The organism is Citrobacter sp. MGH 55, assembly GCF_016906145.1.
Taxonomy (GTDB): Bacteria; Pseudomonadota; Gammaproteobacteria; order Enterobacterales; family Enterobacteriaceae; genus Citrobacter_A; species Citrobacter_A amalonaticus.
Window position 1 is genome coordinate 4,701,813 of sequence record NZ_CP070239.1, and the last position, 24,733, is coordinate 4,726,545.

Consider the following 24,733-nt stretch of genomic DNA (forward strand, 5'->3'; position numbering starts at 1 on the left):
TTGTGGTTCACTTTGTCCAGTCGAACTTTGGCAAAAAGTGATAAATGTCGCGTTATTTTTTGACATAAGCTTATATCACTTTGTTTTATATGAAATTTATTGCCATTAATTGGTTCAGAACTGAAAACGCATCCACGCAAAGTATACGTTACCGTTGTTATAAGTACCGGGGATATAGGTCATCTGAAACGTTGCCGGACCGTAACCGATGGAAGCCAGCGGCAGCAGGACAGGAAGAGGAATGTAGTTCCAGTTATCACGCGCCGTCACACCGGCGGTAAAACCTAACCCCAGGTGGAAATTGTCATCCGGCAGAGGTCGCCAGGTGCTCTCCCAGCCATAACCACCGATCGGCTCCCATTTATTCCATGAATCTTTGAAAGCCATGATATAAAGGCCGTGCCAGTTTCCCTTTTCATCCCAGCGCGACTGGCCAAAACCACCGCCCCACGGACGCTCGTTATAACGATCGGTTTTTTCTTTGTCATAGGCAAAACGCGCATGCCAGGTTATCGCGGGAATATATAAATCATAGTGCTCAGGTTGCTGCCAGGTTTCGGCAACATTGTCTGTAAAGGTATTAAACCACCCTTTTTCTTCTGCCACTGCACGCGGCAGCATCGCTAACTGAATAAAAAGAAATGAAAAAAGGAGAAAATATTTTTTAGCTGTACTCACAACGTTTATTACCATTCTTAAGTTCAGTCTTGATTATACCAAAAATAACTTGAATGAAACCTTAACAGCGGCAATGCAGACCTGAATCAGATTGTTCTAAGATTTTGAATGCCGTAATTAAACCCTATCTTTTGCAGTATTATTTATCGCTGGATTATCAGTCAGATATTGTATGCTTTTCACTCTGTTACGTTGAAAGCACTCTTTCGCCGTTATTCATTAACAGCAACGCTGCATAAACAAAACAAAAATGAAACAACAAGGAATTTTCCTGGAGACCGGAAAATAAAATATTTCACCTCCATCACGGCAACGAAAAAAATAGCCGCTGACCGACGACTAATCGTTCTGTTTATTGATTTTAATCAGCAAGTAGCAAACACTTATTCGGCACATTTTTACCCCAACTTATTGGTATTATCTTAATTTCACTTCTGGGTGTCTACGCGACAGGGGAAACAATGTTGACATTTATCGAACTCCTTATTGGAGTTGTGGTTATTGTGGGTGTAGCGCGCTACATCATTAAAGGGTATTCGGCAACCGGCGTGCTCTTTGTTGGCGGTCTGGTGCTGCTGATTATCAGCGCCCTGATGGGCCATAAAGTGCTGCCTTCCAGCGAGACCACGACGGGTTATTCCGCGACGGATATCGTTGAATACATCAAGATCCTGCTGATGAGCCGTGGTGGCGACCTTGGCATGATGATCATGATGCTCTGCGGATTTGCCGCTTACATGACCCACATCGGCGCGAACGATATGGTCGTGAAACTGGCGTCGAAGCCTTTGCAGTACATTAATTCACCTTATTTGTTGATGATTGCCGCCTATTTTGTTGCCTGTCTGATGTCCCTGGCGGTGTCATCCGCTACCGGACTCGGCGTATTGTTGATGGCGACGCTTTTCCCGATCATGGTCAACGTAGGCATCAGCCGCGGTGCCGCGGCGGCCATTTGTGCCTCGCCTGCCGCAATTATCCTTTCCCCTACCTCCGGTGACGTCGTGCTGGCTGCCAAAGCAGCCGAAATGCCACTGATCGATTTTGCCTTTAAAACCACACTGCCGATCTCCATTGCGGCAATCATCGGGATGGCGATAGCCCACTATTTCTGGCAACGTTATCTGGATAAAAAAGAGAACGCGGCCCACGAAATGCTGGACGTAAATGAAATCACCACCACGGCACCGGCGTTCTACGCCATTCTGCCATTTACGCCGATTATCGGAGTGCTGATTTTTGATGGTAAGTGGGGACCGCAATTGCACATCATTACGATTCTGGTGCTCTGTATGCTTATTGCGGCAGTGCTGGAGTTCGTCCGGGGTTTCAACACCCAGAAAGTGTATTCAGGTCTGGAAGTGGCGTATCGCGGTATGGCCGATGCGTTTGCGAACGTGGTGATGCTGTTAGTTGCGGCGGGTGTTTTCGCACAGGGTCTGAGCACGATTGGCTTCATCCAGAGCCTGATCTCCATCGCCACTTCGTTTGGCTCAGCGAGCATCATTTTGATGCTGGTACTGGTGATTCTGACCATGCTGGCAGCGATGACCACCGGTTCCGGTAACGCGCCGTTCTACGCTTTCGTGGAAATGATTCCTAAGCTGGCACAATCATCGGGTATCAACCCGGCGTATCTGTCGATTCCGATGCTACAGGCATCCAACCTGGGCCGTACGATCTCCCCGGTCTCCGGCGTGGTCGTGGCGGTAGCCGGGATGGCAAAAATCTCGCCTTTTGAAGTGGTAAAACGCACCTCCGTACCGGTCATGGTCGGGCTGTTGATCGTTATCATTGCAACCGAAGTAATGGTGCCAGGTACCTCTTCCGCAGTAACGGGAGGCTGATTCAGAACCCTTGCCGGATGAGGGCGCGCTATGTCTCATCCGGCCATACGCCGCGATTAACCGTGGTAAATTCGCTGCGGTCTCCCCACCTTGCCGTGCACAATTTCCGCAATAACCAAATGCCGACTGGCACAATATTCGAGGTACCGTCTGGCGGTCGTACGGCTGATGGTCAGCGCCTGCGCGACGGTTTCGGCGGTGTGCTGTACCTGAGGATCAGCAAACAGCTTTTTAACCGCATTCAACGTTAACGCATCAATGCCGGTGGGCAGCTCATCTTTCGGCTCGCCTCGCGCATAGGCATTAAACATCTCATCAATTTGTCGCTGACTGGCGCTGTCGTTTTCTGCCAGCATCCGTCTGCGCTGTTGGTAACGGGTGAGCGTCTGTCCCAGACGCTCATAGGCGATAGGTTTGATCAAATAATCAAACGCCCCGCTGCGTACCGCGTCGGCCACCGTTTCCATATCGCTGGCCGCGGTGGTAAAAACCACCCCACCGGGATAATGCGACGCCGTCAGCTCATGCAGCAGCGTGATCCCCTTCCCGTCCGGAAGGTAGTTATCCAGTAAAATGAGACCCGGTTTAAACCGTTCAATCATCATTCTCGCCTGCGCCAGATTACCGGCTAACCAGATCTGATTAAAACCGGGAATATGGCGGATGTACTCTGCGTGCATCTCGGCAAGCAGCATTTCATCTTCAACGATTAATAGGGTTAATGGTTCCGTCATTGTTCTTTTTCACTTTCGGAATAAAAAGAGAGAATAAGGTGCCGCAGGGATCGTTATCTTCCAGAGTAATCGTTCCGCCACAGCGCCCCACATAACTTGCAATCAGGTACAGTCCGATGCCGTGCTCACCCGGCTCATCGGAACGGGTGCTTACACCCTGTTCGAATATTTTTTCACGCAGTGCCTCAGGGACGCCGCATCCCTGGTCGGCCACTTCTATCACCACATCGTCGCCTTCATCGCTCAGATACAGTTCCACGACCTTATTCCCCTGCTCGGTACGCAAACTGGCGTCAAACGCGTTGTCGAGAAGATTTCCGACAATCGCCGCAAATTCGGTACTGTCCAGCCCTTCCGGCAACTGCTGAAGCTGACTGCCAGGAACGATCGTCATTTTGAGCCCCAGTTCGCGCGCGCGCTGAACCTTACCAAACAGCAGGCCCGCCACCTGGCGATCGGCAAACGCCTCGCGCAGGCTATCAATCAACTGTTGCTGCGCCTGCGATTCCCCCTGCACCATCTCTCTGACCCGATCGTACTCTTTCATTTGCAGCAGGCCATTGAGCGTTGACATCCAGTTTAGATGCTCATGGCGCAACGTTCGCAGACTCTCCACATATTGCTTAATCTGTGTCAGTTGCGCGTTCAGGGTGGCGATCTCATCTTTGCTGCGAAAGCTGATAATCGCGCCCAGCAACTCATCCCCTGAACGGATCGCCTCACGGTTGGCAATAACGCTCAGACCATTGAAGTTGACCATCGCGTCCACACGCCTTTCGGCAATCTGTTCGGTAAAGAAATCGGATGGGTTAACCACCTCATGAATCGGTTTGCCCAACCATTGTCGACCTGGCGAACGCAGGCCGAGCATCTTTCTCGCACTACGGTTAATGGCCGTAATATAGCCGTCAGGGTCCACGGCAATCAGCCCTTCATAAACAGAACTGAACAGCGCCTCCTGCTGACGAACTACCCGGGCAATTTGCTTCGGTTCCATCCCCATCATCTGACGGCGAATATGAGCGGCAAAAAACCAGGAAAGCAACATCAGTACCACCAGCAGCAAAACAAACACGCCGGCCATCGGTAGAATGAAGTCCAGCCGCCAGCTGTCAATTTTGCTGACCAGATAACCGATGGAGACCACGCCAATAACGTTGCCGTCATCATCAAAGATTGGCGTTTTCGCCCGCATTGCCAGGCCGATGGAGCCCGTCCCGGTAATGAAATAGCTTTCTCCCCTCTCCAGCGCGCCAGGCTTGGTAAACTGCATCGGGTAGCCAATTTTCTCCGGGTTAGGATGATAAAGCCGGATAGAGTGACTATCGCCGATCACCACATAGTCAAAATCAGTATCGCTCTGCAGTTTTCCGGCAATGGTTGCCAGCCGTTTGTAATCGCGATCCTTCACCGCCGCAATGATGCTGTCGTTGGCGGCAATAATCTTCGCCTGGTTCATCGCCATATCGCGAACATGCGTACTCAAGTAATCTTCAAAGCTCGCGGAAAAATACTGTGCCAGCGCGGCAATAATGAACACCGAAAAAACGAGAATAAGCAGAAAAATGCGCAACGGAAATGCCAGTCGGCGAAAAAAAGAAAACGGCTTTTTATTTTTTTGAACCAACATGACGGTTCCTTAATGGGCATAATTCGGTAAAAGCCGCCAGCATATGTAATGAAATTGTTTTATACAGACAGGCAGCAAATAAAGACAATCGTTACAGATTCACCACATTAAATCAATTAAGTCATTTAACACCACGTCACAATCTGTAATAAGAATAATTAAAAAACTTAAAACCATTAAACTCATAAAAACCATCTAAGTGTTTGTGAAATAAATCAAAATTTACCTCGAAAATACTCCTTACGATGTATGCACTCCGGAAAAAAAGAAATAGGTCGTTGCAAAATCGTCTTTTCCCCGGAATGAAAACAAAACGTTATAAAATCGTATTCTCGTACAACATACATACAAAACCGGCAACAACAATATATCTTCAGGACTTATCCACTATGTTTGGTAATAATGTGTTCACGCGCGTCAAACGCTCAGAAAATATAAAGATGGCGGCGATCACGCAATTCCTGAAAGAAAATGATCTGAGCGTCGATACCACCGTTGAGGTTTTTATTACCGTGACTCGTGATGAAAAACTCATCGCCTGCGGCGGTATCGCCGGAAATATCATCAAGTGTGTGGCCATTAGTGAATCGGTACGCGGCGAGGGGTTAGCGCTCACGCTGGCGACAGAACTTATCAATCTCGCCTACGAAAGGCACTGCACGCATCTCTTCATTTATACCAAAACTGAGTATGAATCGTTGTTCCGCCAGTGCGGATTTTCAACGCTGACCCGCGTTCCCGGCATCATGGTGCTAATGGAAAACAGCACCACACGTCTGAAACGCTACGCGGAGTCCTTAAGCAAACTGCGTCATGACGGCAAGAAAATCGGCTGCATCGTGATGAATGCCAATCCGTTCACCAATGGACACCGCTATTTAATCCAACAGGCGGCAGCGCAGTGCGACTGGCTTCATCTGTTCCTAGTGAAAGAAGATACCTCCCGTTTCCCGTATGAGGACCGACTCGACCTGGTGCTCAAAGGCACCGCAGACATCCCGCACCTCACCGTTCATCGCGGGTCGGAATACATCATTTCGCGCGCCACGTTCCCGTGTTACTTCATTAAAGAACAAAGCGTCATCAACCATTGCTACACCGAAATCGATTTAAAAATTTTTCGTCAGTATCTGGCACCTGCGCTGGGGATCACCCATCGCTTTGTCGGTACGGAACCGTTTTGCGGCGTAACCGCCCAGTATAACCACGACATGCGTTTCTGGCTGGAAACGCCGACTCTTCCCGCCCCGCCCATTGAACTGGTGGAAATCGAGCGACTGTGTTTCCAGGGGACGCCGATCTCTGCGTCTCTGGTGCGCAAACTGCTCGTGAAAAAAGATCTCACGGCTATCGCGTCGCTGGTGCCTTCAGCCACTTTGCAATACCTGCAAAGCATGCCTGAGCGCACACCCGCTCACGCGACAGTCCGCCAAAAGACCCCCGCATTAGTAACAGGTGAAAAATGAAAATAAACCAGGCTGCCGTCGCAGGCACACTAGAGTCCGGTGATGTGATGATACGCATCGCCCCTCTCGATACGCAGGAGATTGACCTGCAGATCAACAGCAGCGTTGAGAAACAGTTTGGCGAGGCCATTCGCGCCACCATTCTGGATGTTCTAACGCAGTATGACGTGCGCGGCGTGCAATTGAATGTCGATGATAAAGGCGCACTGGACTGCATTTTACGTGCACGACTGGAAGCATTACTGGCGCGCGCCAGCGGTATCCCGGCCCTGCCCTGGGAGGATCGCCAATGATTTCCGCTTCTCTGCAACAGCGCAAAACGCGCACTCGCCGCAGCATGCTGTTTGTTCCCGGCGCCAATGCCGCGATGGTCAGCAACTCGTTTATCTATCCGGCAGATGCCCTGATGTTTGACCTGGAAGACTCCGTCGCGCTGCGTGAAAAAGACACCGCTCGTCGTCTGGTCTACCACGCACTGCAGCATCCGCTGTATCGCGATGTCGAAACCATCGTGCGCGTTAACGCACTGGATTCCGAATGGGGGATCAACGATCTGGAAGCCGTCGTTCGCGGCGGCGCTGACGTGGTTCGTCTGCCGAAAACCGATACCGCTCAGGATGTTATCGATATCGAAAGCGAAATTCTGCGCATTGAAAAAGCCTGCGGTCGCGAGCCGGGCAGCACGGGTCTGCTGGCCGCCATCGAGTCACCGTTAGGCATCACTCGCGCCGTGGAAATCGCCCACGCCTCTGAACGTCTGATCGGGATCGCGCTGGGCGCGGAAGACTATGTACGCAACCTGCGCACGGAACGTTCGCCGGAGGGGACTGAATTACTGTTTGCCCGTTGTTCTATTTTGCAGGCCGCGCGCTCTGCCGGGATTCAGGCCTTCGATACCGTCTATTCCGATGCCAACAACGAAGCGGGCTTCCTGCACGAAGCCGCCCACATCAAACAGCTGGGTTTTGACGGCAAATCGCTGATCAACCCACGCCAGATTGACCTGCTGCACAACCTGTATGCCCCGACGCAAAAAGAAGTGACGCACGCGCGTCTGGTCGTGGAAGCCGCAGAAGCCGCCGCCCGTGAAGGCCTCGGGGTGGTCTCCCTGAACGGCAAGATGGTCGACAGCCCGGTGATCGAGCGCGCACGTCTGGTGCTCTCCCGTGCAGAACTTTCCGGCATCCGCGAAGAATAAGGCAAAAACAATGACCCAGAAAAACGAACAGTCTCAACGACAGGAACGGGTAGCAGCCTGGAGCCGCCAGGCTGAAAGCGACCTTTCCACCTATACCAACGCCGCAAAGCAGGCCCTGCAGGAACAGAAACCGCGCGATCAGAAACTGTGCGCCAGCCTGGAAGAGGCAATCCGCCGTTCCGGTTTGCAGGATGGCATGACTATCTCCTTCCACCATGCGTTTCGCGGCGGCGACCTGACCATTAACCTGGTGATGGCAACCCTCGCCAGCATGGGATTTAAAAACCTGACGCTGGCTTCCAGCTCCCTGAGCGATTGTCACGCGCCGCTGGTCGACCATATCCGTAACGGCGTCGTTAACCGTATTTACACTTCCGGTCTGCGCGGACCACTGGCAGAAGAGATCTCTCGCGGCCTGCTCGCCGCACCCGTTCAGGTTCACTCCCACGGCGGCCGCGTGCATCTGGTTCAGAGCGGCGAACTTAACATTGATGTGGCCTTCCTCGGCGTCCCGTCCTGCGATCCGTTCGGTAACGCTAACGGCTACACCGGTAAAGCCTGCTGCGGTTCACTCGGCTATGCCCGCGTTGACGCTGAAAGCGCTAAACAGGTGGTGCTACTGACGGAACAACTGCTGCCTTATCCGCACAACCCGGCCAGCATTACCCAGGATCAAGTTGATCTGATCGTCCAGATAGACCAGGTCGGCGATGCCGATAAAATCGGAGCTGACGCCACCCGAATGACCACCAACCCGCGCGAACTGCTGATTGCCCGCAGCGCGGCAGAGGTCATCGCCCACTCCGGCTATTTCAAAGAAGGCTTTTCACTGCAAACCGGTACTGGCGGCGCCTCACTGGCGGTCACGCGCTTTTTGGAAGACAAAATGCGTCGCCGCGATATCCGCGCAGACTTCGCGCTGGGCGGTATCACGGCCACCATCGTCGATCTGCATGAAAAAGGGTTGATTCGCAAACTGCTGGACGTACAGAGCTTCGACCGCAATGCCGCAGAGTCGCTGGCGCGCAACCCGAATCACATCGAAATCAGCGCGAACCAGTATGCCAACTGGGGTTCAAAAGGCGCCTCCGTTGACCGTCTGGATGTGGTCGTGCTGAGTGCGCTGGAAGTCGACACCCAGTTTAACGTCAACGTGCTGACCGGTTCTGACGGCGTCATTCGCGGCGCGTCCGGCGGACACTGCGATACCGCCGTCGCCGCTGCGTTGTCAATCATCGTCGCACCGCTGGTGCGGGGTCGCATTCCGACGCTGGTGGATAACGTGTTGACCTGCGTCACGCCGGGTTCCAGCGTCGATATTCTGGTTACCGATCATGGTATTGCGGTTAACCCGGCACGTCCGGAACTGGCGGAACGCCTGAAAGAAGCCGGGATGAAGGTGGTCTCCATCGAGTGGCTGCGTGAACGTGCGCAACAGCTCACTGGTGAACCCCGTCCCATCGAATTCACCGACCGTGTGATTGCCGTGGTGCGCTATCGCGACGGTTCAGTGATCGATGTTGTTCATCAGGTGAAGGAATAAGCCATGCACCTGCTCCCTGAACTTGCCACCCGCCACGCCGTTTCAATTCCCGAGCTGCTCGTCAGCCGTGATGCGCGACAAGCACGGCAACACGTCTGGCTAGCGCGCCATCCCATTCCACTGGTCTCCTTTACCGTGGTAGCGCCTGGCCCGATTAAAGACAGCGAGCTCACCCGTCGCCTCTTTAATCATGGCGTGACTGCGCTGCGTACGCTGGCGGCACAGGCGGACTGGCATATCAGGGAGCAGGCTGCACTGGCCTCAGCATGCGGGCCGGAAGGCATGCTCTCGATTGAGGCACCGGCCCGTGACATCAAGCTCGCAACCATTGAGCTCGAACATACACATCCTCTGGGACGTTTGTGGGATATCGATGTGCTCACACCCGGAGGCGACATTCTCTCCCGCCGCCATTTCGCCCTTCCCGCCCGCCGCTGCCTGCTTTGCGAGCAGAGCGCTGCCGAATGCGCGCGTGGGAAAACTCATACGCTCTCCGATCTGATCGCCCACATGGAGGCGCTGCTGCATGCTGCCGATTCCCAATATGCCCGTTGAAACGACCGCTCTTCCTCGTACGCTGTTTGACGCATATGGCCATCTGGCGTGGCGTGCAATGCTGACGGAAGTCAATCTGTCGCCAAAACCAGGGCTGGTCGATCGTCTGAACTGCGGCGCGCATAAAGACATGTCGCTGACGGATTTTCATCGCAGCGCGCTGGCGATTCAGGCCTGGCTTCCGCGTTTTATTGAATACGGTGCATGCAGTGCGCAGATGCCGGCCGATGCCGTATTAACCGGCTTACGCCCGTTAGGTATGGCCTGTGAAGCGGACATGTTTCGCGCCACCGCTGGTGTGAACACCCATAAAGGCAGCATTTTTTCTCTCGGTCTGCTGTGTGCCGCCATTGGCCGACTGCATCAGCAGCAGCAGCCCATCACCCCGGAAACGATCTGTACCACCGCCGCCCACTTTTGCCGCGGCCTGACAGAGCGCGAACTGCGCAACAACAACCAACAACTCACGGCAGGCCAGCGACTCTATCAGCAACTGGGGTTAACCGGCGCACGTGGCGAAGCCGAAGCGGGATATCCGTTGGTCATCCGCCATGCGCTTCCGCACTATCGCGCCCTGTTAGCCGAGGGACGCGATCCCGAGCTGGCGCTGCTGGACACCTTACTCCTGCTGATAGCGCGCAACGGCGATACCAACGTGGCCTCGCGCGGCGGTGCGGCAGGCCTGCGCTGGATACAGCAGCAGGCAAACGCATTGTTACAACAAGGGGGCATCCGAACCCCCGCCGATCTCGATCATCTGCATCAGTTCGACAGCCACTGCATTGAACGCAATCTCAGCCCTGGCGGCAGTGCCGACCTGCTGATCGTCACGTGGTTTTTAGCCCAGATTTCTCAAGTTAAACATTTACACAATTATTGAAAAGATCCTTTCCGGAGAATCACTTATGTCTTTATCGAAAGATAGTATATGGAAGTTGTTGGCTCCCCTGGTCGTCATGGGTGTCATGTTTCTTATCCCTGTCCCGGACGGCATGCCCCCTCAGGCATGGCATTACTTCGCCGTTTTCGTGGCGATGATCGTCGGTATGATCCTGGAGCCGATCCCGGCTACCGCGATCAGCTTTATCGCCGTGACCATCTGCGTCATTGGTAGCAACTACCTGCTCTTTGATGCCAAAGAGCTGGCGGACCCGGCATTCGATGCCGGTAAACAGGCGCTGAAATGGGGTCTTGCGGGTTTCTCCAGTACCACCGTCTGGCTGGTGTTCGGTGCGTTTATCTTTGCGCTGGGCTACGAAGTTACGGGTCTTGGCCGTCGTATCGCGCTGTTCCTGGTGAAATTCATGGGCAAACGCACCCTGACGCTGGGCTATGCGATTGTCATCATCGATATTCTGCTGGCGCCGTTTACGCCATCTAACACCGCCCGTACCGGGGGCACCGTGTTCCCGGTAATCAAAAACCTGCCGCCGCTGTTTAAATCGTTCCCGAACGATCCGTCCGCACGTCGTATCGGCGGTTACCTGATGTGGATGATGGTCATCAGTACCAGTCTGAGTTCTTCGATGTTCGTTACGGGTGCTGCGCCAAACGTACTGGGTCTGGAATTTGTCAGCAAAATCGCCGGTGTGCAGATTAGCTGGCTGCAGTGGTTCCTGGGCTTCCTGCCGGTCGGTATCATTTTGCTGATCGTTGCGCCGTGGCTCTCTTATGTTCTCTACAAGCCTGAAATCACACACAGTGCGGAAGTCGCCGCGTGGGCGGGTGACGAACTCAAAACTATGGGTACCTTGACGCGTAAAGAGTGGACGCTGATCGGTCTGGTTCTGTTGAGCTTAGGGTTATGGGTCTTTGGCGGTGAAATGATCGACGCCACCGCCGTCGGTTTGTTAGCCGTTTCACTGATGCTGGCGCTGCATGTGGTGCCGTGGAAAGACATTACCAAATACAACAGCGCCTGGAACACGCTGGTGAACCTTGCCACCCTCGTGGTCATGGCAAACGGTTTAACCCGCTCCGGTTTTATTGACTGGTTCGCCAGTACTATGAGCACCCATCTGGAAGGGTTCTCGCCTAACGCGACGGTAATTGTGCTGGTGCTGGTGTTCTACTTTGCCCACTACCTGTTTGCCAGCCTGTCGGCGCACACGGCAACCATGCTGCCGGTGATTCTGGCGGTCGGTAAAGGAATCCCGGGCGTGCCGATGGAACATCTGTGTATCCTGCTGGTGCTGTCCATCGGGATCATGGGCTGTCTGACGCCGTACGCAACAGGCCCAGGGGTCATTATCTACGGCTGCGGCTATGTTAAATCCAAAGACTACTGGCGTCTTGGCGCCATCTTCGGGGTGATTTACATTGCGATGCTGTTGCTGGTTGGCTGGCCGATTCTGGCGATGTGGAACTAGTTCTGACGTAAAACACTGAATGGATCAAGGCCCGCAGGGTAAAGACACCTCGCGGGCTTTTTTTATGGTTAAATAGATACTATTCAGATTTTATATAAGTTCAGAATCATCATGAAACCGACCTGGCAAAAATGGGTGTGGCTCGCCGCCCCACTCCTCCCCCTTTCTACCGCAACCGCCAACGAATTACAGGCAACGCAGTACGGTGACTTTGACCGTTATGTGCTGGCGCTCTCCTGGCAGACAGGCTTCTGTCAGAGCCAGCACGATCGGGACCGCCGTGAGCCTGACGAGTGTCGCCTGCAAAAAGAGACCGCCAACAAAGTCGATTTTCTGACCGTTCACGGATTGTGGCCAGGATTACCGAAATCGGTCGCTTCACGCGGAGTCGATGAACGCCGCTGGATGCGCTTTGGCTGCGCCACGCGTCCGATCCCTAACCTGCCGGAAGCTCGTGCCAGTCGCAAATGTTCTGCGCCAGAAACAGGACTTTCGCTGGAAACCGCCGCTAAACTCAGTGACGTTATGCCAGGAGCAGGCGGACGTTCTTGCCTCGAACGCTATGAATACGCGAAACACGGCGCCTGTTTTGGCTTCGACCCGGATGCGTACTTCGGCACCATGGTGCGGTTGAACAAAGAGATCAAGGCCAGCGAATTAGGGGCATTTCTGGGCGAGAATTACGGTAAGAGCGTCAGTCGCCGCGCCTTCGATGCAGCGGTGGCCCAACGCTGGGGAAAAGAGGCCGTCAAAGCAGTAAAACTGAGTTGTCACGGCAATCCGGCTTATCTGACGGAGATCCAGTTCTCGCTGAAGGCCAGTGCCATCAACGCGCCGCTCTCCGCCGACTCGTTTGCCCCGCAACCCCATCCGGGAAACTGTGGTAAGCAGTTCGTCATCGACAAAGTAGGTTACTGATCTTTTGACCCGACGTGAAATCCGCGCCGGGTCAAAAATCAACGTTTCGCACGCGCATCCGGGCGCACCAGATCAAAACGGTGCGACTCGCTGATCGCATAGTAGGCCGTAGGGCCGCCAGCACGCAGCACGGGCTGTGCTTTTGCGGTCTGGTAAATCCCCTCTTCCAGCAGCGTTTCGGCAATATGAATCCCGACAACCTCACCGAGGATCAGCCAGGTTTCGATGGCTTCACCCTGCGCGGTCGTCAGTTGAATACTCTGCGACAGGCGACATTCAAAATTCACCGGGCTTTGCGCAACGCGTGGCACTTTTACCAGCCGACTTTCCGCCTTCGTCAGCCCGGCAGCGAAAAATTCATCTTCGCCATGCGGCAGACTGGCAGAGGTTTCATTCATCGCGCTGGCTAATTCTCGGGTGGTCAGGTTCCAGACAAACTCTCCGGTTTCCATGATGTTACGCACGCTATCTTTCCAGCCGGTGCTGGCAAAACCGATAATGGGCGGCTGATAATTGAAACAGTTAAAGAAGCTATAAGGCGCCAGATTATCCCGGCCTGCGGTGTCCTGAGAAGCGATCCAGCCAATTGGCCTGGGGCCAACAATGGCATTCAGCGGGTCGTGCGGCAGGCCGTGTCCCTGCGAGGGTTGATAGAAATACATAGTATTCTCTGATGAATTTAACGTCGGCGAAGCACGAAATGCGCTCCGCTCATCCCCCTGATGGAAGAGGATCAGCGTAGAGCAATCCGTTAAAGATTACGACTGAATAAAGTTGAGCAGATCCTGATTTATCTGCTGCTTATGGGTGGTGCAGATGCCGTGGGAACCACCCGCGTAGACTTTCAGTTGCGCGTCGGGCAAGATTTGCGCCGCCACTTTGCCGCAGGTTTCAAGCGGGACAATCTGATCGTCATCGCCATGAATGACCAGCGTCGGAATGGTCATTTTGCGCAAGTCTTCACGCAGATCTGTTTCCGAGAACGCCTTGATGCAGTCGTACAGCGCTTTTATTGAGCCCTGTAATCCCTGCTCAACAAAACTCTCGCGCACGGCTTTCGACTCTTTCGCTCCCGGACGGTTATAGCCGTAGAAGGCGGCAGTGAGTTCATAGAAAAAGGCGGCACGGTCATTGACAACGCCTTCACGGATACCGTCGAACACCTCTTTTGGCACACCGTTTGGGTTGAAATCCGTTTTCACCATGATAGGCGTCACCGCGCCAATCAATACCGCTTTCGCCACCCGCTGCGTCCCGTGTCGCCCAATATAACGCGCCACTTCGCCACCGCCCGTCGAGTGACCGACGTGCACCGCATTTTGCAGGTCCAGGTGTGCGGTCAGTTCAGCCAGATCGTCGGCATACTGATCCATCGTGTGCCCCTCCCACGGTTGCGCGGAACGCCCATGCCCGCGCCTGTCGTGGGCGATCACCCGATATCCTTTCGACCCCAGAAAAAGCATCTGATCTTCAAAGGCATCTGCCGTTAACGGCCAGCCGTGGCTGAAGACAATGGGCTGTCCACTGCGATCACCCCAGTCCTTAAAATACAGATAGCTGCCATCTTTGAGAATAATTTTGTCGTACTGGCTCATGAGATCTCCTGTAGCGGAACGCTGAGAAAGTGACGCGCTCGCGGCGCGCGCTTAAAAAGCATAATGCAAATTTGAGAACGATCACGTTTATCGAATAAAATTCATACCAGCGATGCTTTTTTAGCTATTTACCCGAATGTGAACTAAATCACTTCAAACCCAGGGTAAGTCTCAGTATCATCGGGAGAGTTAAACCCTTGCCGCCAGACGGTGAGGGTTTTCTTTTGGGAATATTACCTGCGGCAAAACGCAGTACTGACGACATGGAGTAAAAATGTCCAGACCAACTATCATCATTAACGACCTTGATGCAGAACGCATCGATCGCTTACTGGAGCAACCCGCGTATGCAGATTTACCCATTGCCGACGCGTTAAATGCCGAGCTGGATCGTGCCCAAATGTGTTCGCCAGAGACCATGCCGCATGACGTCGTGACCATGAACAGTCGTGTTAAATTCCGCAATCTGAGCGATGGCGAAATTCGCGTGCGCACGTTGGTTTATCCTGCGGCGATGACCGACAGCAGTACGCAACTTTCAGTGATGGCGCCAGTGGGGGCAGCGCTGTTGGGCGTGCGTGTGGGCGACACCATTCACTGGGAACTTCCGGGCGGCGTATCCACCCACCTCGAAGTGCTGGAGCTGGAATACCAGCCAGAAGCTGCTGGCGACTTCCTGCGTTAATCCCATCTGCATAAGCGACTTTCCGCTTTACCCAGAGGATGCACTCGCATCCTCTTTCCGGCATCTTCCGTAAAATCACCCTTTCTTCCTGGTTCGCCTTTCTCCTGACTCGTCCACACTGAATCGGTTTCATTGGCAGGTGCGGTCATGAACGATACATTCAGCATATTACTGGGATTCTTCATTATGGCGGCGATCATCGTCGGCGCCGTGCTTTACCTGGAGAATCACTGGTAGCGAATGAACAAGGAATCGCCGCACATGTGAAAAATACCCTGCAGAAAGCAGACAGAATTATTATTATATGCTTGAATGATTTAAGTATTAATTAACAGGGAGAAACGGGTATGTATAAGACAATCATTATGCCGGTTGATGTTTTTGAAATGGAACTCAGCGATAAGGCGATTCGCCACGCTGAATTTCTGGCGCAGCAGGATGGCGTCATTCATCTTTTGCATGTGCTGCCTGGTTCTGCCAGCCTGAGCCTGCATCGCTTCGCCGCCGACGTTCGTCGTTTTGAAGAACACTTACAGCATGAAGCCGAAACCCGACTGCAAACGATGGTCGGTCACTTCAGTATCGATCCTTCCCGTATTAAGCAGCATGTCCGCTTTGGCAGCGTCCGTGACGTGGTCAATGAGCTGGGTGAAGAACTGAATGCTGACGTAGTGGTCATTGGTTCACGTAATCCGTCAATTACCACACACCTGCTGGGTTCTAACGCCTCAAGCGTGGTACGTCATGCCACGCTGCCGGTACTGGTTGTGCGTTAATCATCTGATGACTGACAAAAAAAGAGGTGCCAGTCGGCACCTCTTTCATTTTGCAGGTGTAGTCTTACTTTCTTTTTTTATGCCGTCTTCGTACGAATCAGGTAATCAAAGGCGCTCAGGGAGGCTTTCGCCCCTTCGCCGGTCGCGATGATAATCTGCTTGTACGGTACGGTGGTGCAGTCGCCCGCCGCAAATACGCCCTTCACACTGGTTTCGCATTTCGCGTCGATGATGATTTCACCCATCCGGTTGCGTTCAATCGCCCCTTCCAGCCAGGTGGTGTTTGGCAACAGGCCAATCTGGACGAAGATCCCCGCCAGTTCAACGTTGTGAACGTCGCCGCTCACACGGTCGCGGTATTCCAGACCAACCACTTTCGTGCCATCGCCTTTCACTTCTGTCGTCTGCGCGTTCAGAATAATATCGACGTTTTTCAGGCTGCGAACTTTGTCCTGCAGTACCTGGTCCGCCTTCATTTCCGGGGCAAATTCCAGCAGGGTCACGTGTTCCACAATCCCTGCGAGATCAATCGCCGCTTCTACGCCGGAGTTACCGCCGCCGATCACCGCCACACGCTTGCCTTTAAACAGCGGACCATCGCAGTGCGGGCAATAGGTGACGCCTTTGGTACGATACTGATCTTCGCCCGGAACGTTCATGTTGCGCCATTTCGCACCGGTAGCAATGATAATGCTGCGCGCTTTCAGTACCGCACCGGAAGCGGTTTCAATCTGATGCAAACCGCCTTCGCTGGCCGCTGGCACCAGTTTGCTGGCGCTCTGGCTGTCGATGACATCCACGTCATAATCATCGACGTGCGCCTTCAGTGCACCAGCCAACTTCTGCCCTTCCGTTTTCGGGACAGAGATGTAGTTTTCGATATCCACAGTATCGAGTACCTGGCCGCCAAAACGCTCACCCATCAGGCCGGTACGAATCCCTTTACGTGCGGAGTAAACCGCTGCAGCTGCCCCCGCAGGGCCGGAACCGACAATCAGAACATCATAAGCATCACGCTGGCTCAGTTCTTCTGCGGCGCGTTTTTCAGCGCCAGTATCCACTTTCGCCACGATTTCCGTCAGCGTCATCCGACCCTGACCAAACTCTTTCCCGTTAACGTAGACAGCCGGTACGCCCATCACGTTACGCTCAGTGATCTCGTTCTGGAACGTGCCGCCATCAATCGCCGTATGCTTGATACGCGGGTTCAGCACCGCCATCAGGTTCAGTGCCTGCACCACGTCAGGGCAGTTATGGCAGGAGAGTGAGTAATACGTTTCAAATTCAAAATCGCCGTCAATCTCGCGGATCTGCTCGAGCAGAGACTGCGCTTCTTTTGACGGGTGTCCACCGGTCCACAACAGCGCCAGAACCAGCGACGTAAATTCATGTCCCAGCGGAGAACCTGCAAAACGCGGCCCCTGCGTTGAACCCGGATTGGTGATCAGGAAAGAGGGTTTGCGCACCGACAGGCTGTTGTCTTCTTTAAAGGTGACTTTCTCTGACAGTCCAGCGATTTCAGCCAGCAGTTCCTTGATTTCCGCCGATTTAGCGCTGTCATCCAGCGTCGCAATCAGCTCAACAGGTTTCGTCAGTTTCTCAAGATAAGCCTTGAGCTGGGTTTTCATATTTGTGTCGAGCATTGTTCTTCCCTCTCTGAAAACATCATCATGCAAGCTGATTTGGCTGAGTCTGCATTAATACAACTTGCGTCATGGTGCTGAATAAAACGGGCACCCATAAGCACCCGTATGTGAGGTAAATTCCCTGTATTCCTTGTCACAGGAAGGCGGCAATCTTATGAATCCCCGGGAGCTTACATAAGTAAGTGACCGGGATGAATAAGCGCAGCCAACACACCTGTGGCATGAAAAACGCCGGAATTTTTAGATTTTACCGACCAGATCAAGGGATGGAGCCAGCGTCGCTTCGCCTTCTTTCCACTTAGCCGGGCACACTTCGCCTGGGTGAGAAGCAACATACTGAGCGGCTTTGATTTTACGCAGCAGGTCAGAAGCATCACGGCCGATACCTTCAGCGGTAACTTCGATCGCCTGGATGATACCCTGCGGGTCAACAACGAACGTCGCGCGGTCTGCCAGACCTTCGTCTTCACGCATGTTGTCGAAGTTACGGGTCAGGGCGCCAGTCGGGTCGCCGATCATCGCATATTTGATTTTAGCGATGGTCTCTGAGCTGCTGTGCCATGCTTTGTGGGTAAAGTGGGTGTCGGTAGAGACGGAGTAAACGTCTACGCCCAGCTTCTGCAGTTCTTCGTAATGGTCTGCAACGTCACCCAGTTCGGTCGGGCATACGAAGGTAAAGTCAGCCGGATAGAAGAAGAAGACGCTCCAGCGGCCTTCGGTATCTTTCTCGGTCACTTCGATGAATTCACCGTTTTTGAACGCCTGGTTTTTAAAAGGTTTAATTTTGGTATTAATCAAAGACATCTGTACTTCCTCCATGTTTTCGTTGAGAGATAAGTTACCGAAGATTGACTGACAGGGCTAATGCGTTTCCTTTATCAAATCAATAAGCGTTAGCTAACAAACCTCTCAATTCAACGTTGTGAACGTGCTACGACGCAAAGTAAAAAGGGCCACCTTTGCAGGCAGCCCCGTTACCTGAACTACCCGTGGGTAACTTCAGCGCCAGTGAAACTGGCTATGTGTTGCGCTCTACATTACCTTAACAAAGGCTGTAACAGCGAGAATGATTACACCACCCCACTCCTCAAAGGGCAACGTTCCAGCCTGAGGTCTTATCTATGGCTGTGATAGGTTTCCCCACCGTTCTCGCAATCGCTCTGATTTATAAGGATAAATGATGTTAAAACGTACGCTTTTGCTCTCCCTGCTCCCTCTTTTTGCCTGGGCCGAAGACCTGCCTGCGCCCGTTAAAGCGATAGAAAAACAAGGGATTACCATTATAAAGTCGTTCGATGCGCCCGGCGGGATGAAAGGCTATCTTGGGAAATATCAGGATATGGGGGTCACTATCTACCTGACACCTGATGGCAAGCAGGCCATTTCAGGCTACATGTACAATGAAAAAGGCGAAAACCTGAGCAATCAATTGATAGAGAAAGAGATCTATGCGCCTGCCGGACGGGAAATGTGGCAGCGCATGGAAAAAGCCGACTGGCTTCTCGATGGCAAAAAAGAGGCTCCGGTGGTGCTGTATGTTTTTGCTGATCCTTTCTGTCCGTATTGCAAACAGTTCTGGCAACAGGCCCGCCCATGGGTGGAGTCCGGCAAAGTCCAATTGCGAACGCTACTCGTCGGCGTCATCAAACCAGAGAGCCCAGCTACCGCCGCTGCCATTCTGGCATCGAACGATCCGGCAAAAACCTGGCATGATTATGAAGCCTCTGGCGGAAATATGGCGCTCACGGTGCCCAAAGCGATTTCTCCGGCACACATGAAAATCCTTAATATGAACCAAAAAATCATGGATGATTTAGGCGCAAACGTCACGCCCGCAATTTATTATATGAATAAAGATAACGTTCTTCAGCAGGTCGTTGGCTTGCCTGAAAAAGCGCAACTGGATGCCATGATGACACATCCATAAGTAATACGGGTAATTATATGCCATTAGATATAATTACCCTGAATATTTCTCATAACACGTTGTAAAAATCACTTCGTCATTTAAGTTTTACTTAAGTAACACTCAAACCAGAAAGAAATATTTCTTTGCAAAACTCCTTTGTTTTTAACCACGCCAGCTTGTATAGCGAACATGTAATATCAATTGAAATATATTCAAAACGGATATATTTAAGATAATTTAATTAATTCATTGAATTTATTTAAGCATTGCACGTTCCCAAAAAAGGCTTATATTATAGAGGGATATCTATTTCAGGCGAATGACTTTAACGTTTAAGGATAAGCGATACATGTCCGTTTATAAAATATCATTAAACCAAAATGTTCTTGAAGCCGCTGAAGAACGCATCACCTGGACTCTCGAAAATCTTCCCCGCGTATGCGTCTCCTTTTCCGGTGGTAAAGATTCTGGCTTGATGTTGCATCTGACGGCCAATATTGCCCGTAAGCTACACAAAAAAATCAATGTGTTGTTCATTGACTGGGAAGCGCAATTTTCCTGTACCATTAGTTATATTACCGCGTTGCGCGAAATGTATGCCGATGTCATCGACCATTTTTATTGGGTTGCCCTTCCGCTCACCACCCAAAACTCACTGTCACAGTTTCAACCTGAATGGCAGTGTTGGGAACCCAATACCCAGTGGGTTCGTCAACCGCCGCCAGACGCCATCACCGATCCGGGTTATTTTCCCTTCTATCAATCCGGCATGACCTTCGAACAGTTTGTACGTGAATTTGCCGACTGGTTTTCGAATAAACGCCCGGCAGCGATGATGATCGGGATTCGGGCCGATGAATCCTATAACCGTTTTGTGGCAATCGCCAGTTTACGTAAACAGCGTTTTGCCGATGACAAACCCTGGACGACCGCCGCACCAGGCGGACATACCTGGTATATCTATCCGCTGTATGACTGGAAAACAGCTGATATCTGGACCTGGTTTGGTCGCACCAATTTGCCCTGTAATCCGCTCTACAACCTGATGTATCAGGCCGGTGTTCCGGCCCGTTACATGCGTATTTGTGAACCATTTGGCCCTGAACAGCGCCAGGGATTATGGCTCTATCATGTTGTTGAACCGGAAAGATGGGCCGCGATGTGCGAGCGCGTGAGTGGCGTCAGGAGCGGCGGGATCTACGCCGGGCAGGATAATCACTTCTATGGTCATCGAAAAATTCTCAAGCCCGATCACTTGAGCTGGCAGGACTACGCCATGCTGTTACTGCTCAGCATGCCCATCTCCACGGCAGAGCATTACCGCAACAAAATCGCCGTCTATTTACAGTGGTACAAGAAAAACGGCCTCGGTGAGATCCCGCAAACGCAGACGGGTGATATCGGTTCGAAAGATATTCCCTCCTGGCGACGCATCTGCAAAGTGTTATTGAACAATGATTACTGGTGTCGGGCGCTCTCTTTCAGCCCAACTAAACCGAAAAGTTACCAGCGTTATAGCGAACGCATGAAAGCGAAACGCAAGGAATGGGGAATTTTATGCAACAACGATTAACTCAGGACCTCCTTAGCTATCTTTCTGGCTTATCTGATGACGAAAGAATTAAAGCCATCAATGAGTTCAGAAAGGCGATTCACAGCGTCAGTCCATTTCGCGACGAGCCGGTTGACTGTGTGCTATGGATAAAAAACGATCACATTTCGCCTAACGATTACAATCCTAATAACGTCGCTCCGCCGGAGAAAAAGCTGCTGCTGAAATCCATTGAGGCGGATGGCTTTACCCAACCTATTGTTGCCACCCAATCCAGTCCAGAAGAGTATGAGATCGTCGACGGTTTTCACCGCCATGAACTGGGGAAAAGCAAAGCCTCGCTTAAATCCCGTCTCAAAGGCTATTTACCCATTACTTGTCTGGAAGGGGAGCGGCATGACCGCATGGCAGCAACTATTCGTCATAACCGTGCCCGTGGTCGTCATCAGATCCACGCGATGTCGGAGATCGTACGTGAACTGGCATTACTGGGATGGGAAGACGAAAAAATCGGTAAGGAACTGGGGATGGACGAGGACGAAGTCCTGCGCCTGAAACAGATCAACGGTCTTCAGGAGCTGTTTGCCAGTCGTCGGTTTTCAAAAGCGTGGACGGTGAAATAACCTGATTATGCCGGATGACGTGCTTATCCGGCCCGAAGATCCTTGAGTTTAACAGCAGCGCGCCCCGCCCTTTCCGCCATAGCGCGCATCCTGACGCTCACGGAAAAACTCCTCATAGGTCATAGGCGTCTGATCCGGATGGGTGATCCGCATATGCTCGACATAGTTGTCATAGTCCGGCACGCCAATCATGAGTTTCGCGGCCTGGCCCAGATATTTCCCGGCTTTCGAAAGCGTATCAAACATCATTACCACCTGTCAGAAAATCCCCTCTCCCGATCGGGAGAGGGGCATAATTACACGTTAGTGTGCGCCTTTGGCCTGCGCAACGATCTCTTCCACATTTTCCGGCATCGGCTCATACGGCGTCTCTTTTGCCGTCGGCTTGTCCTCTTTGAGAGCGGCGAGCGCCGTCTTAATGGAGAACAGTGCCAGTACCACGACCACCACCATGAAGAAGATAGTCAGGCCCGCATCCAGACGGTTGTTAAACACCAGTTGCGCCAGTTGCGATTCCGTGTACTGCGGCGGGATATTGCCGCTGTCGATCATCGCCTGGAACTTATTGGCAATCGCCAGGAAGCCCACTTTTGTATCTGGGCTGAAGGATTTCTGCCAGCCCGCCGTCAGGGTACAAATCAGCAACCATGCAGTCGGCACCAACGCCACCCACGCATAACGCTGACGTTTCATCTTGAACAGGACAACCGCGCAGAGCATCAGTGCCATACCTGCCAGCATTTGGTTAGCGATACCAAACAGCGGCCACAGGGTGTTAATGCCGCCTAACGGATCCACCACGCCCTGATGCAGGAAGTAGCCCCACGCCAGCACGCACAGTGCGGTCGCCAGCAGGTTGGCAGGCAATGAGTCCGTACGTTTAAGGCCTGGAGAAACGACACCCAGCAGATCCTGCAACATGAAGCGCGCGGCACGCGTCCCCGCATCGACCGCCGTCAGAATAAACAGCGCTTCGAACAGAATGGCGAAGTGATACCAGAAGGCCACATCCATCATCCCACCCAGCGCGCCGTGCAGGATATAGGCCATGCCCACCGCCAGCGTAGGCGCACCACCCGCACGGGAGATAATCGACTGCTCACCCACCTCGTTAGCAATCTGATGCAGCGTGTCCGGCGTAATCGCAAAGCCCCAACTGCTGACCACCTGAGCGGCAGACGCCACCACATCCGCCGTGCCGGCAGGCGCCAGCACGGCCATTGGGCTGTTCATAGCGAAGTAGACGCCCGGATCGATGATGCAGGCAGAAACCAGCGCCATGATGGCGACAAACGATTCCATCAGCATACCGCCGTAGCCAATGAAGCAAGCCTGACCTTCGTTTGCCAGCATCTTCGGCGTCGTGCCGGAGGAGATCAGCGCGTGGAAACCCGAAACGGCGCCACAGGCGATAGTGATAAACAGGAACGGGAACAGGTTACCTGTCCACACCGGCCCGGTACCATCAACGAATTTGGTCAGCGCAGGCATCGTCAGCGTTGGACGCATGATCAAAATGCCAACCGCCAGACCAACAATGGTCCCGATTTTCAGGAAGGTTGAGAGGTAGTCACGCGGCGCCAGCAGCAGCCACACCGGCAGTACCGCCGCCACGAAGCCGTAACCCACCAGCATCCAGGTTAACTGAACGCCAGTGAAGTCAAAGTACGGCGCCCAGGTAGGACTTTCCGCAACCCAGCCGCCGGAAATAATCGCAAACACGAGGAACACCAGACCGATAACCGACACTTCGCCGATACGACCCGGACGCAGATAGCGCAGATAGATCCCCATAAAGATCGCCAACGGAATCGTAAACGCGACGGTGTAGGTTCCCCACGGACTGTGGGTCAGCGCTTTCACCACGATCATCGCCAGCACCGCAAGGATAATCACCATGATCATGAAACAGGCCACCAGCGCAATCACCCCTGCGGTTGGGCCCATCTCTTCTTTGACCAGTTCACCCAGCGAGCGGCCATCGCGACGCGTCGACACGAAGAGCACCATGAAATCCTGTACCGCCCCGGCTAAAACCACGCCAGCCAGCAGCCAAATCATGCCCGGCAAATAGCCCATTTGCGCCGCCAGTACCGGCCCGACTAACGGACCCGCGCCGGCAATCGCCGCAAAATGGTGACCAAACAAGACTTTTTTATCGGTGGGGACGTAGTCGAGCCCGTCGTTATGGCGTACTGCAGGCGTCATCCGCGTCGGGTCAACCGCCAGCACATTTTTGGCGATGTACAGACCGTAAAAACGATAGGCAATGAGATAGACACAGACCGACGCCACGACTATCCACAGTGCGTTGATCTGTTCCCCACGGTTTAGCGCAATATAACCCAGAGCAAATGCACCCATTACCGAGAGCACTGTCCAGATGAGGTATTTCCCTGATTTATTCATGGTTGTTATCCGTTTGCGTGTTCCAGAGAAGAGAGATGTTACATTTTGTTTCTATAACATCTTTTCTGGTTTTAACAACCTGACAACCCAATAAACCTGAAGTATCACCGACTATTTACATTGCATTGTTAACTGGATCACTCCATTCACCCGTTAACGCTGCAATCACATAACATTAAGCGTGCTCAGCCCAACACTGCGGTTCCCAGTCGGCAAGTACAGCAACGCCGCCCTTGCTCATCAAACACCACGATTTCCCAGCTCTGGCTTTGACGCCCCAGATGCAGCGGCTGGCAGACACCGCGCACCTTACCCTGCGAAACCGCCCGGTGATGAGTGGCATTCAGTTCTGTCCCAACCACGCATTGCCCGTCGCGGGTCATCAGATAACCCGCCATTGAACCTAACGTTTCGGCCAGCGCCGCTGAGGCTCCGCCGTGCAGTAAACCAAAGGGCTGGTGTGTGCGGGTATCCACCGGCATTTCGGCTTCCAGCACGTCGTCACCAAGTCGGGTATAGATAATGCCCAGATGCGCCACCATCGTGTTCTGACTGGTGGCGTTCAGTTCATCAAGCGTGAAATGACGTTTCCAGATCATC

The 24,733-nt window shown here is 52.9% G+C and carries 25 protein-coding genes; 15 read left to right on the plus strand and 10 right to left on the minus strand.

All coding sequences use genetic code 11. The features are described from left to right. Positions 1–114 precede the first annotated feature (114 nt). Positions 115–693, minus strand: coding sequence for a lipid IV(A) palmitoyltransferase PagP (gene pagP, locus JTI98_RS19640; protein WP_043001433.1), 579 nt, complete (start codon positions 691–693; stop codon positions 115–117). 446 nt (positions 694–1,139) lie between these two features. On the opposite strand from pagP, the gene dcuC reads away from it, so the two are divergent. Beyond that, positions 1,140–2,525 (plus strand): anaerobic C4-dicarboxylate transporter DcuC, encoded by a 1,386-nt coding sequence (gene dcuC / locus JTI98_RS19645; protein WP_043001434.1) that lies wholly within the window; start codon positions 1,140–1,142, stop codon positions 2,523–2,525. Between the two features lie 56 nt (positions 2,526–2,581). On the opposite strand, the gene dpiA is transcribed toward dcuC, so the two are convergent. Together dpiA and dpiB are read right to left on the minus strand one after the other, a co-directional pair. Then, positions 2,582–3,259, minus strand: a complete 678-nt coding sequence (dpiA, locus tag JTI98_RS19650; protein WP_043001435.1) for a two-component response regulator DpiA — start codon at positions 3,257–3,259, stop codon at positions 2,582–2,584. After that, positions 3,228–4,889, minus strand: coding sequence for a sensor histidine kinase DpiB (gene dpiB, locus JTI98_RS19655; RefSeq protein WP_043001436.1), 1,662 nt, complete (start codon positions 4,887–4,889; stop codon positions 3,228–3,230). Before dpiB ends, dpiA begins: the two co-directional genes overlap by 32 nt. Before the next feature lie 389 nt (positions 4,890–5,278). Here dpiB and citC point away from each other — a divergent pair, with 389 nt between their 5' ends. From citC to rna, 8 genes are all read left to right on the plus strand, one after another. Continuing rightward, positions 5,279–6,355 carry a [citrate (pro-3S)-lyase] ligase gene (gene citC / locus JTI98_RS19660; protein ID WP_044327616.1) on the plus strand — a complete coding sequence of 359 codons (1,077 nt, stop codon included), beginning with the start codon at positions 5,279–5,281 and terminating at the stop codon, positions 6,353–6,355. Continuing rightward, entirely contained in the window at positions 6,352–6,648 is a 297-nt protein-coding gene (gene citD / locus JTI98_RS19665) for a citrate lyase acyl carrier protein (protein WP_043001438.1), read from the plus strand. The genes citC and citD overlap by 4 nt, the downstream gene beginning before the upstream one ends. Then, positions 6,645–7,553, plus strand: coding sequence for a citrate (pro-3S)-lyase subunit beta (gene citE, locus JTI98_RS19670; protein ID WP_044256612.1), 909 nt, complete (start codon positions 6,645–6,647; stop codon positions 7,551–7,553). Before citD ends, citE begins: the two co-directional genes overlap by 4 nt. Positions 7,554–7,563: 10 nt before the next feature. After that, positions 7,564–9,096 carry a citrate lyase subunit alpha gene (citF, locus tag JTI98_RS19675; protein ID WP_216081699.1) on the plus strand — a complete coding sequence of 511 codons (1,533 nt, stop codon included), beginning with the start codon at positions 7,564–7,566 and terminating at the stop codon, positions 9,094–9,096. 3 nt (positions 9,097–9,099) lie between these two features. Then, positions 9,100–9,651, plus strand: a complete 552-nt coding sequence (gene citX, locus JTI98_RS19680) for a citrate lyase holo-[acyl-carrier protein] synthase (RefSeq protein WP_181628245.1) — start codon at positions 9,100–9,102, stop codon at positions 9,649–9,651. Then, entirely contained in the window at positions 9,623–10,531 is a 909-nt protein-coding gene (citG, locus tag JTI98_RS19685) for a triphosphoribosyl-dephospho-CoA synthase CitG (protein WP_044256616.1), read from the plus strand. The genes citX and citG overlap by 29 nt, the downstream gene beginning before the upstream one ends. Before the next feature lie 25 nt (positions 10,532–10,556). Then, entirely contained in the window at positions 10,557–12,020 is a 1,464-nt protein-coding gene (gene citT, locus JTI98_RS19690; protein ID WP_043001443.1) for a citrate/succinate antiporter CitT, read from the plus strand. 111 nt (positions 12,021–12,131) lie between these two features. Next, complete coding sequence (gene rna, locus JTI98_RS19695; protein ID WP_044266403.1) at positions 12,132–12,938, plus strand: ribonuclease I; 807 nt, start codon at positions 12,132–12,134, stop codon at positions 12,936–12,938. A 38-nt stretch (positions 12,939–12,976) separates the two neighbouring features. Here rna and JTI98_RS19700 read toward each other — a convergent pair whose 3' ends face one another. Together JTI98_RS19700 and JTI98_RS19705 are read right to left on the minus strand one after the other, a co-directional pair. Next, entirely contained in the window at positions 12,977–13,600 is a 624-nt protein-coding gene (locus JTI98_RS19700; protein ID WP_043001445.1) for a flavin reductase family protein, read from the minus strand. Positions 13,601–13,696: 96 nt separating this feature from the next. Further along, positions 13,697–14,533, minus strand: a complete 837-nt coding sequence (locus tag JTI98_RS19705) for an alpha/beta fold hydrolase (protein ID WP_044328660.1) — start codon at positions 14,531–14,533, stop codon at positions 13,697–13,699. A 274-nt stretch (positions 14,534–14,807) separates the two neighbouring features. Here JTI98_RS19705 and rnk point away from each other — a divergent pair, with 274 nt between their 5' ends. The 3 genes from rnk to uspG all read left to right on the plus strand — a co-directional run bounded on the left by rnk (position 14,808) and on the right by uspG (position 15,994). Further along, a complete protein-coding gene (gene rnk / locus JTI98_RS19710) occupies positions 14,808–15,218 on the plus strand; it encodes a nucleoside diphosphate kinase regulator (RefSeq protein WP_043001447.1) in 411 nt (136 codons plus the stop codon). Positions 15,219–15,365: 147 nt separating this feature from the next. Then, entirely contained in the window at positions 15,366–15,455 is a 90-nt protein-coding gene (gene yldA, locus JTI98_RS21360; protein ID WP_272482625.1) for a small membrane protein YldA, read from the plus strand. Between the two features lie 110 nt (positions 15,456–15,565). After that, a complete protein-coding gene (uspG, locus tag JTI98_RS19715) occupies positions 15,566–15,994 on the plus strand; it encodes a universal stress protein UspG (RefSeq protein ID WP_043001448.1) in 429 nt (142 codons plus the stop codon). A gap of 77 nt (positions 15,995–16,071) precedes the next feature. Here uspG and ahpF read toward each other — a convergent pair whose 3' ends face one another. Beyond that, positions 16,072–17,637, minus strand: coding sequence for an alkyl hydroperoxide reductase subunit F (ahpF, locus tag JTI98_RS19720; RefSeq protein WP_044266406.1), 1,566 nt, complete (start codon positions 17,635–17,637; stop codon positions 16,072–16,074). 243 nt (positions 17,638–17,880) lie between these two features. After that, a complete protein-coding gene (gene ahpC / locus JTI98_RS19725) occupies positions 17,881–18,444 on the minus strand; it encodes an alkyl hydroperoxide reductase subunit C (RefSeq protein ID WP_002894394.1) in 564 nt (187 codons plus the stop codon). Positions 18,445–18,820: 376 nt separating this feature from the next. On the opposite strand from ahpC, the gene dsbG reads away from it, so the two are divergent. The 3 genes from dsbG (at position 18,821) to JTI98_RS19740 (ending at position 21,724) form a co-directional block, all read left to right on the plus strand. Further along, on the plus strand, positions 18,821–19,567 hold the full coding sequence (dsbG, locus tag JTI98_RS19730; protein ID WP_044328661.1) for a thiol:disulfide interchange protein DsbG: 747 nt from the start codon (positions 18,821–18,823) through the stop codon (positions 19,565–19,567). A gap of 331 nt (positions 19,568–19,898) precedes the next feature. Then, positions 19,899–21,122 carry a phosphoadenosine phosphosulfate reductase gene (locus JTI98_RS19735; RefSeq protein ID WP_216081700.1) on the plus strand — a complete coding sequence of 408 codons (1,224 nt, stop codon included), beginning with the start codon at positions 19,899–19,901 and terminating at the stop codon, positions 21,120–21,122. After that, the gene (locus JTI98_RS19740; protein ID WP_044326974.1) at positions 21,107–21,724 is read left to right on the plus strand and encodes a ParB/RepB/Spo0J family partition protein; all 618 of its coding nucleotides are present in this window, start codon (positions 21,107–21,109) and stop codon (positions 21,722–21,724) included. The genes JTI98_RS19735 and JTI98_RS19740 overlap by 16 nt, the downstream gene beginning before the upstream one ends. A 48-nt stretch (positions 21,725–21,772) precedes the next feature. Here JTI98_RS19740 and JTI98_RS19745 read toward each other — a convergent pair whose 3' ends face one another. The 3 genes from JTI98_RS19745 to entH all read right to left on the minus strand — a co-directional run bounded on the left by JTI98_RS19745 (position 21,773) and on the right by entH (position 24,732). Then, positions 21,773–21,970: a YbdD/YjiX family protein gene (locus JTI98_RS19745; RefSeq protein ID WP_043001453.1), complete on the minus strand. Its 198-nt coding sequence runs from the start codon at positions 21,968–21,970 to the stop codon at positions 21,773–21,775. Positions 21,971–22,027: 57 nt separating this feature from the next. Continuing rightward, positions 22,028–24,133 (minus strand): pyruvate/proton symporter CstA, encoded by a 2,106-nt coding sequence (cstA, locus tag JTI98_RS19750; RefSeq protein WP_043001454.1) that lies wholly within the window; start codon positions 24,131–24,133, stop codon positions 22,028–22,030. A gap of 185 nt (positions 24,134–24,318) precedes the next feature. Further along, positions 24,319–24,732, minus strand: coding sequence for a proofreading thioesterase EntH (gene entH, locus JTI98_RS19755; RefSeq protein WP_043001455.1), 414 nt, complete (start codon positions 24,730–24,732; stop codon positions 24,319–24,321). Between the last annotated feature and the right edge of the window lies 1 nt (position 24,733).

Bases quoted from the DNA above. Each gene is read 5' to 3' on its own strand.
- JTI98_RS19735 (WP_216081700.1), top strand. From the start codon at position 19,899: ATGTCCGTTTATAAAATATCATTAAACCAAAATGTTCTTGAAGCCGCT.
- citE (WP_044256612.1), top strand. From the start codon at position 6,645: ATGATTTCCGCTTCTCTGCAACAGCGCAAAACGCGCACTCGCCGCAGC.
- uspG (WP_043001448.1), top strand. From the start codon at position 15,566: ATGTATAAGACAATCATTATGCCGGTTGATGTTTTTGAAATGGAACTC.
- dcuC (WP_043001434.1), top strand. From the start codon at position 1,140: ATGTTGACATTTATCGAACTCCTTATTGGAGTTGTGGTTATTGTGGGT.
- JTI98_RS19705 (WP_044328660.1), bottom strand. From the start codon at position 14,533: ATGAGCCAGTACGACAAAATTATTCTCAAAGATGGCAGCTATCTGTAT.
- rnk (WP_043001447.1), top strand. From the start codon at position 14,808: ATGTCCAGACCAACTATCATCATTAACGACCTTGATGCAGAACGCATC.
- dsbG (WP_044328661.1), top strand. From the start codon at position 18,821: ATGTTAAAACGTACGCTTTTGCTCTCCCTGCTCCCTCTTTTTGCCTGG.
- citG (WP_044256616.1), top strand. From the start codon at position 9,623: ATGCTGCCGATTCCCAATATGCCCGTTGAAACGACCGCTCTTCCTCGT.
- entH (WP_043001455.1), bottom strand. From the start codon at position 24,732: ATGATCTGGAAACGTCATTTCACGCTTGATGAACTGAACGCCACCAGT.
- rna (WP_044266403.1), top strand. From the start codon at position 12,132: ATGAAACCGACCTGGCAAAAATGGGTGTGGCTCGCCGCCCCACTCCTC.
- pagP (WP_043001433.1), bottom strand. From the start codon at position 693: ATGGTAATAAACGTTGTGAGTACAGCTAAAAAATATTTTCTCCTTTTT.
- citX (WP_181628245.1), top strand. From the start codon at position 9,100: ATGCACCTGCTCCCTGAACTTGCCACCCGCCACGCCGTTTCAATTCCC.
- citF (WP_216081699.1), top strand. From the start codon at position 7,564: ATGACCCAGAAAAACGAACAGTCTCAACGACAGGAACGGGTAGCAGCC.
- citC (WP_044327616.1), top strand. From the start codon at position 5,279: ATGTTTGGTAATAATGTGTTCACGCGCGTCAAACGCTCAGAAAATATA.
- citT (WP_043001443.1), top strand. From the start codon at position 10,557: ATGTCTTTATCGAAAGATAGTATATGGAAGTTGTTGGCTCCCCTGGTC.
- citD (WP_043001438.1), top strand. From the start codon at position 6,352: ATGAAAATAAACCAGGCTGCCGTCGCAGGCACACTAGAGTCCGGTGAT.
- dpiB (WP_043001436.1), bottom strand. From the start codon at position 4,889: ATGTTGGTTCAAAAAAATAAAAAGCCGTTTTCTTTTTTTCGCCGACTG.
- JTI98_RS19700 (WP_043001445.1), bottom strand. From the start codon at position 13,600: ATGTATTTCTATCAACCCTCGCAGGGACACGGCCTGCCGCACGACCCG.
- dpiA (WP_043001435.1), bottom strand. From the start codon at position 3,259: ATGACGGAACCATTAACCCTATTAATCGTTGAAGATGAAATGCTGCTT.
- JTI98_RS19740 (WP_044326974.1), top strand. From the start codon at position 21,107: ATGCAACAACGATTAACTCAGGACCTCCTTAGCTATCTTTCTGGCTTA.
- JTI98_RS19745 (WP_043001453.1), bottom strand. From the start codon at position 21,970: ATGTTTGATACGCTTTCGAAAGCCGGGAAATATCTGGGCCAGGCCGCG.
- ahpF (WP_044266406.1), bottom strand. From the start codon at position 17,637: ATGCTCGACACAAATATGAAAACCCAGCTCAAGGCTTATCTTGAGAAA.
- yldA (WP_272482625.1), top strand. From the start codon at position 15,366: ATGAACGATACATTCAGCATATTACTGGGATTCTTCATTATGGCGGCG.
- ahpC (WP_002894394.1), bottom strand. From the start codon at position 18,444: ATGTCTTTGATTAATACCAAAATTAAACCTTTTAAAAACCAGGCGTTC.
- cstA (WP_043001454.1), bottom strand. From the start codon at position 24,133: ATGAATAAATCAGGGAAATACCTCATCTGGACAGTGCTCTCGGTAATG.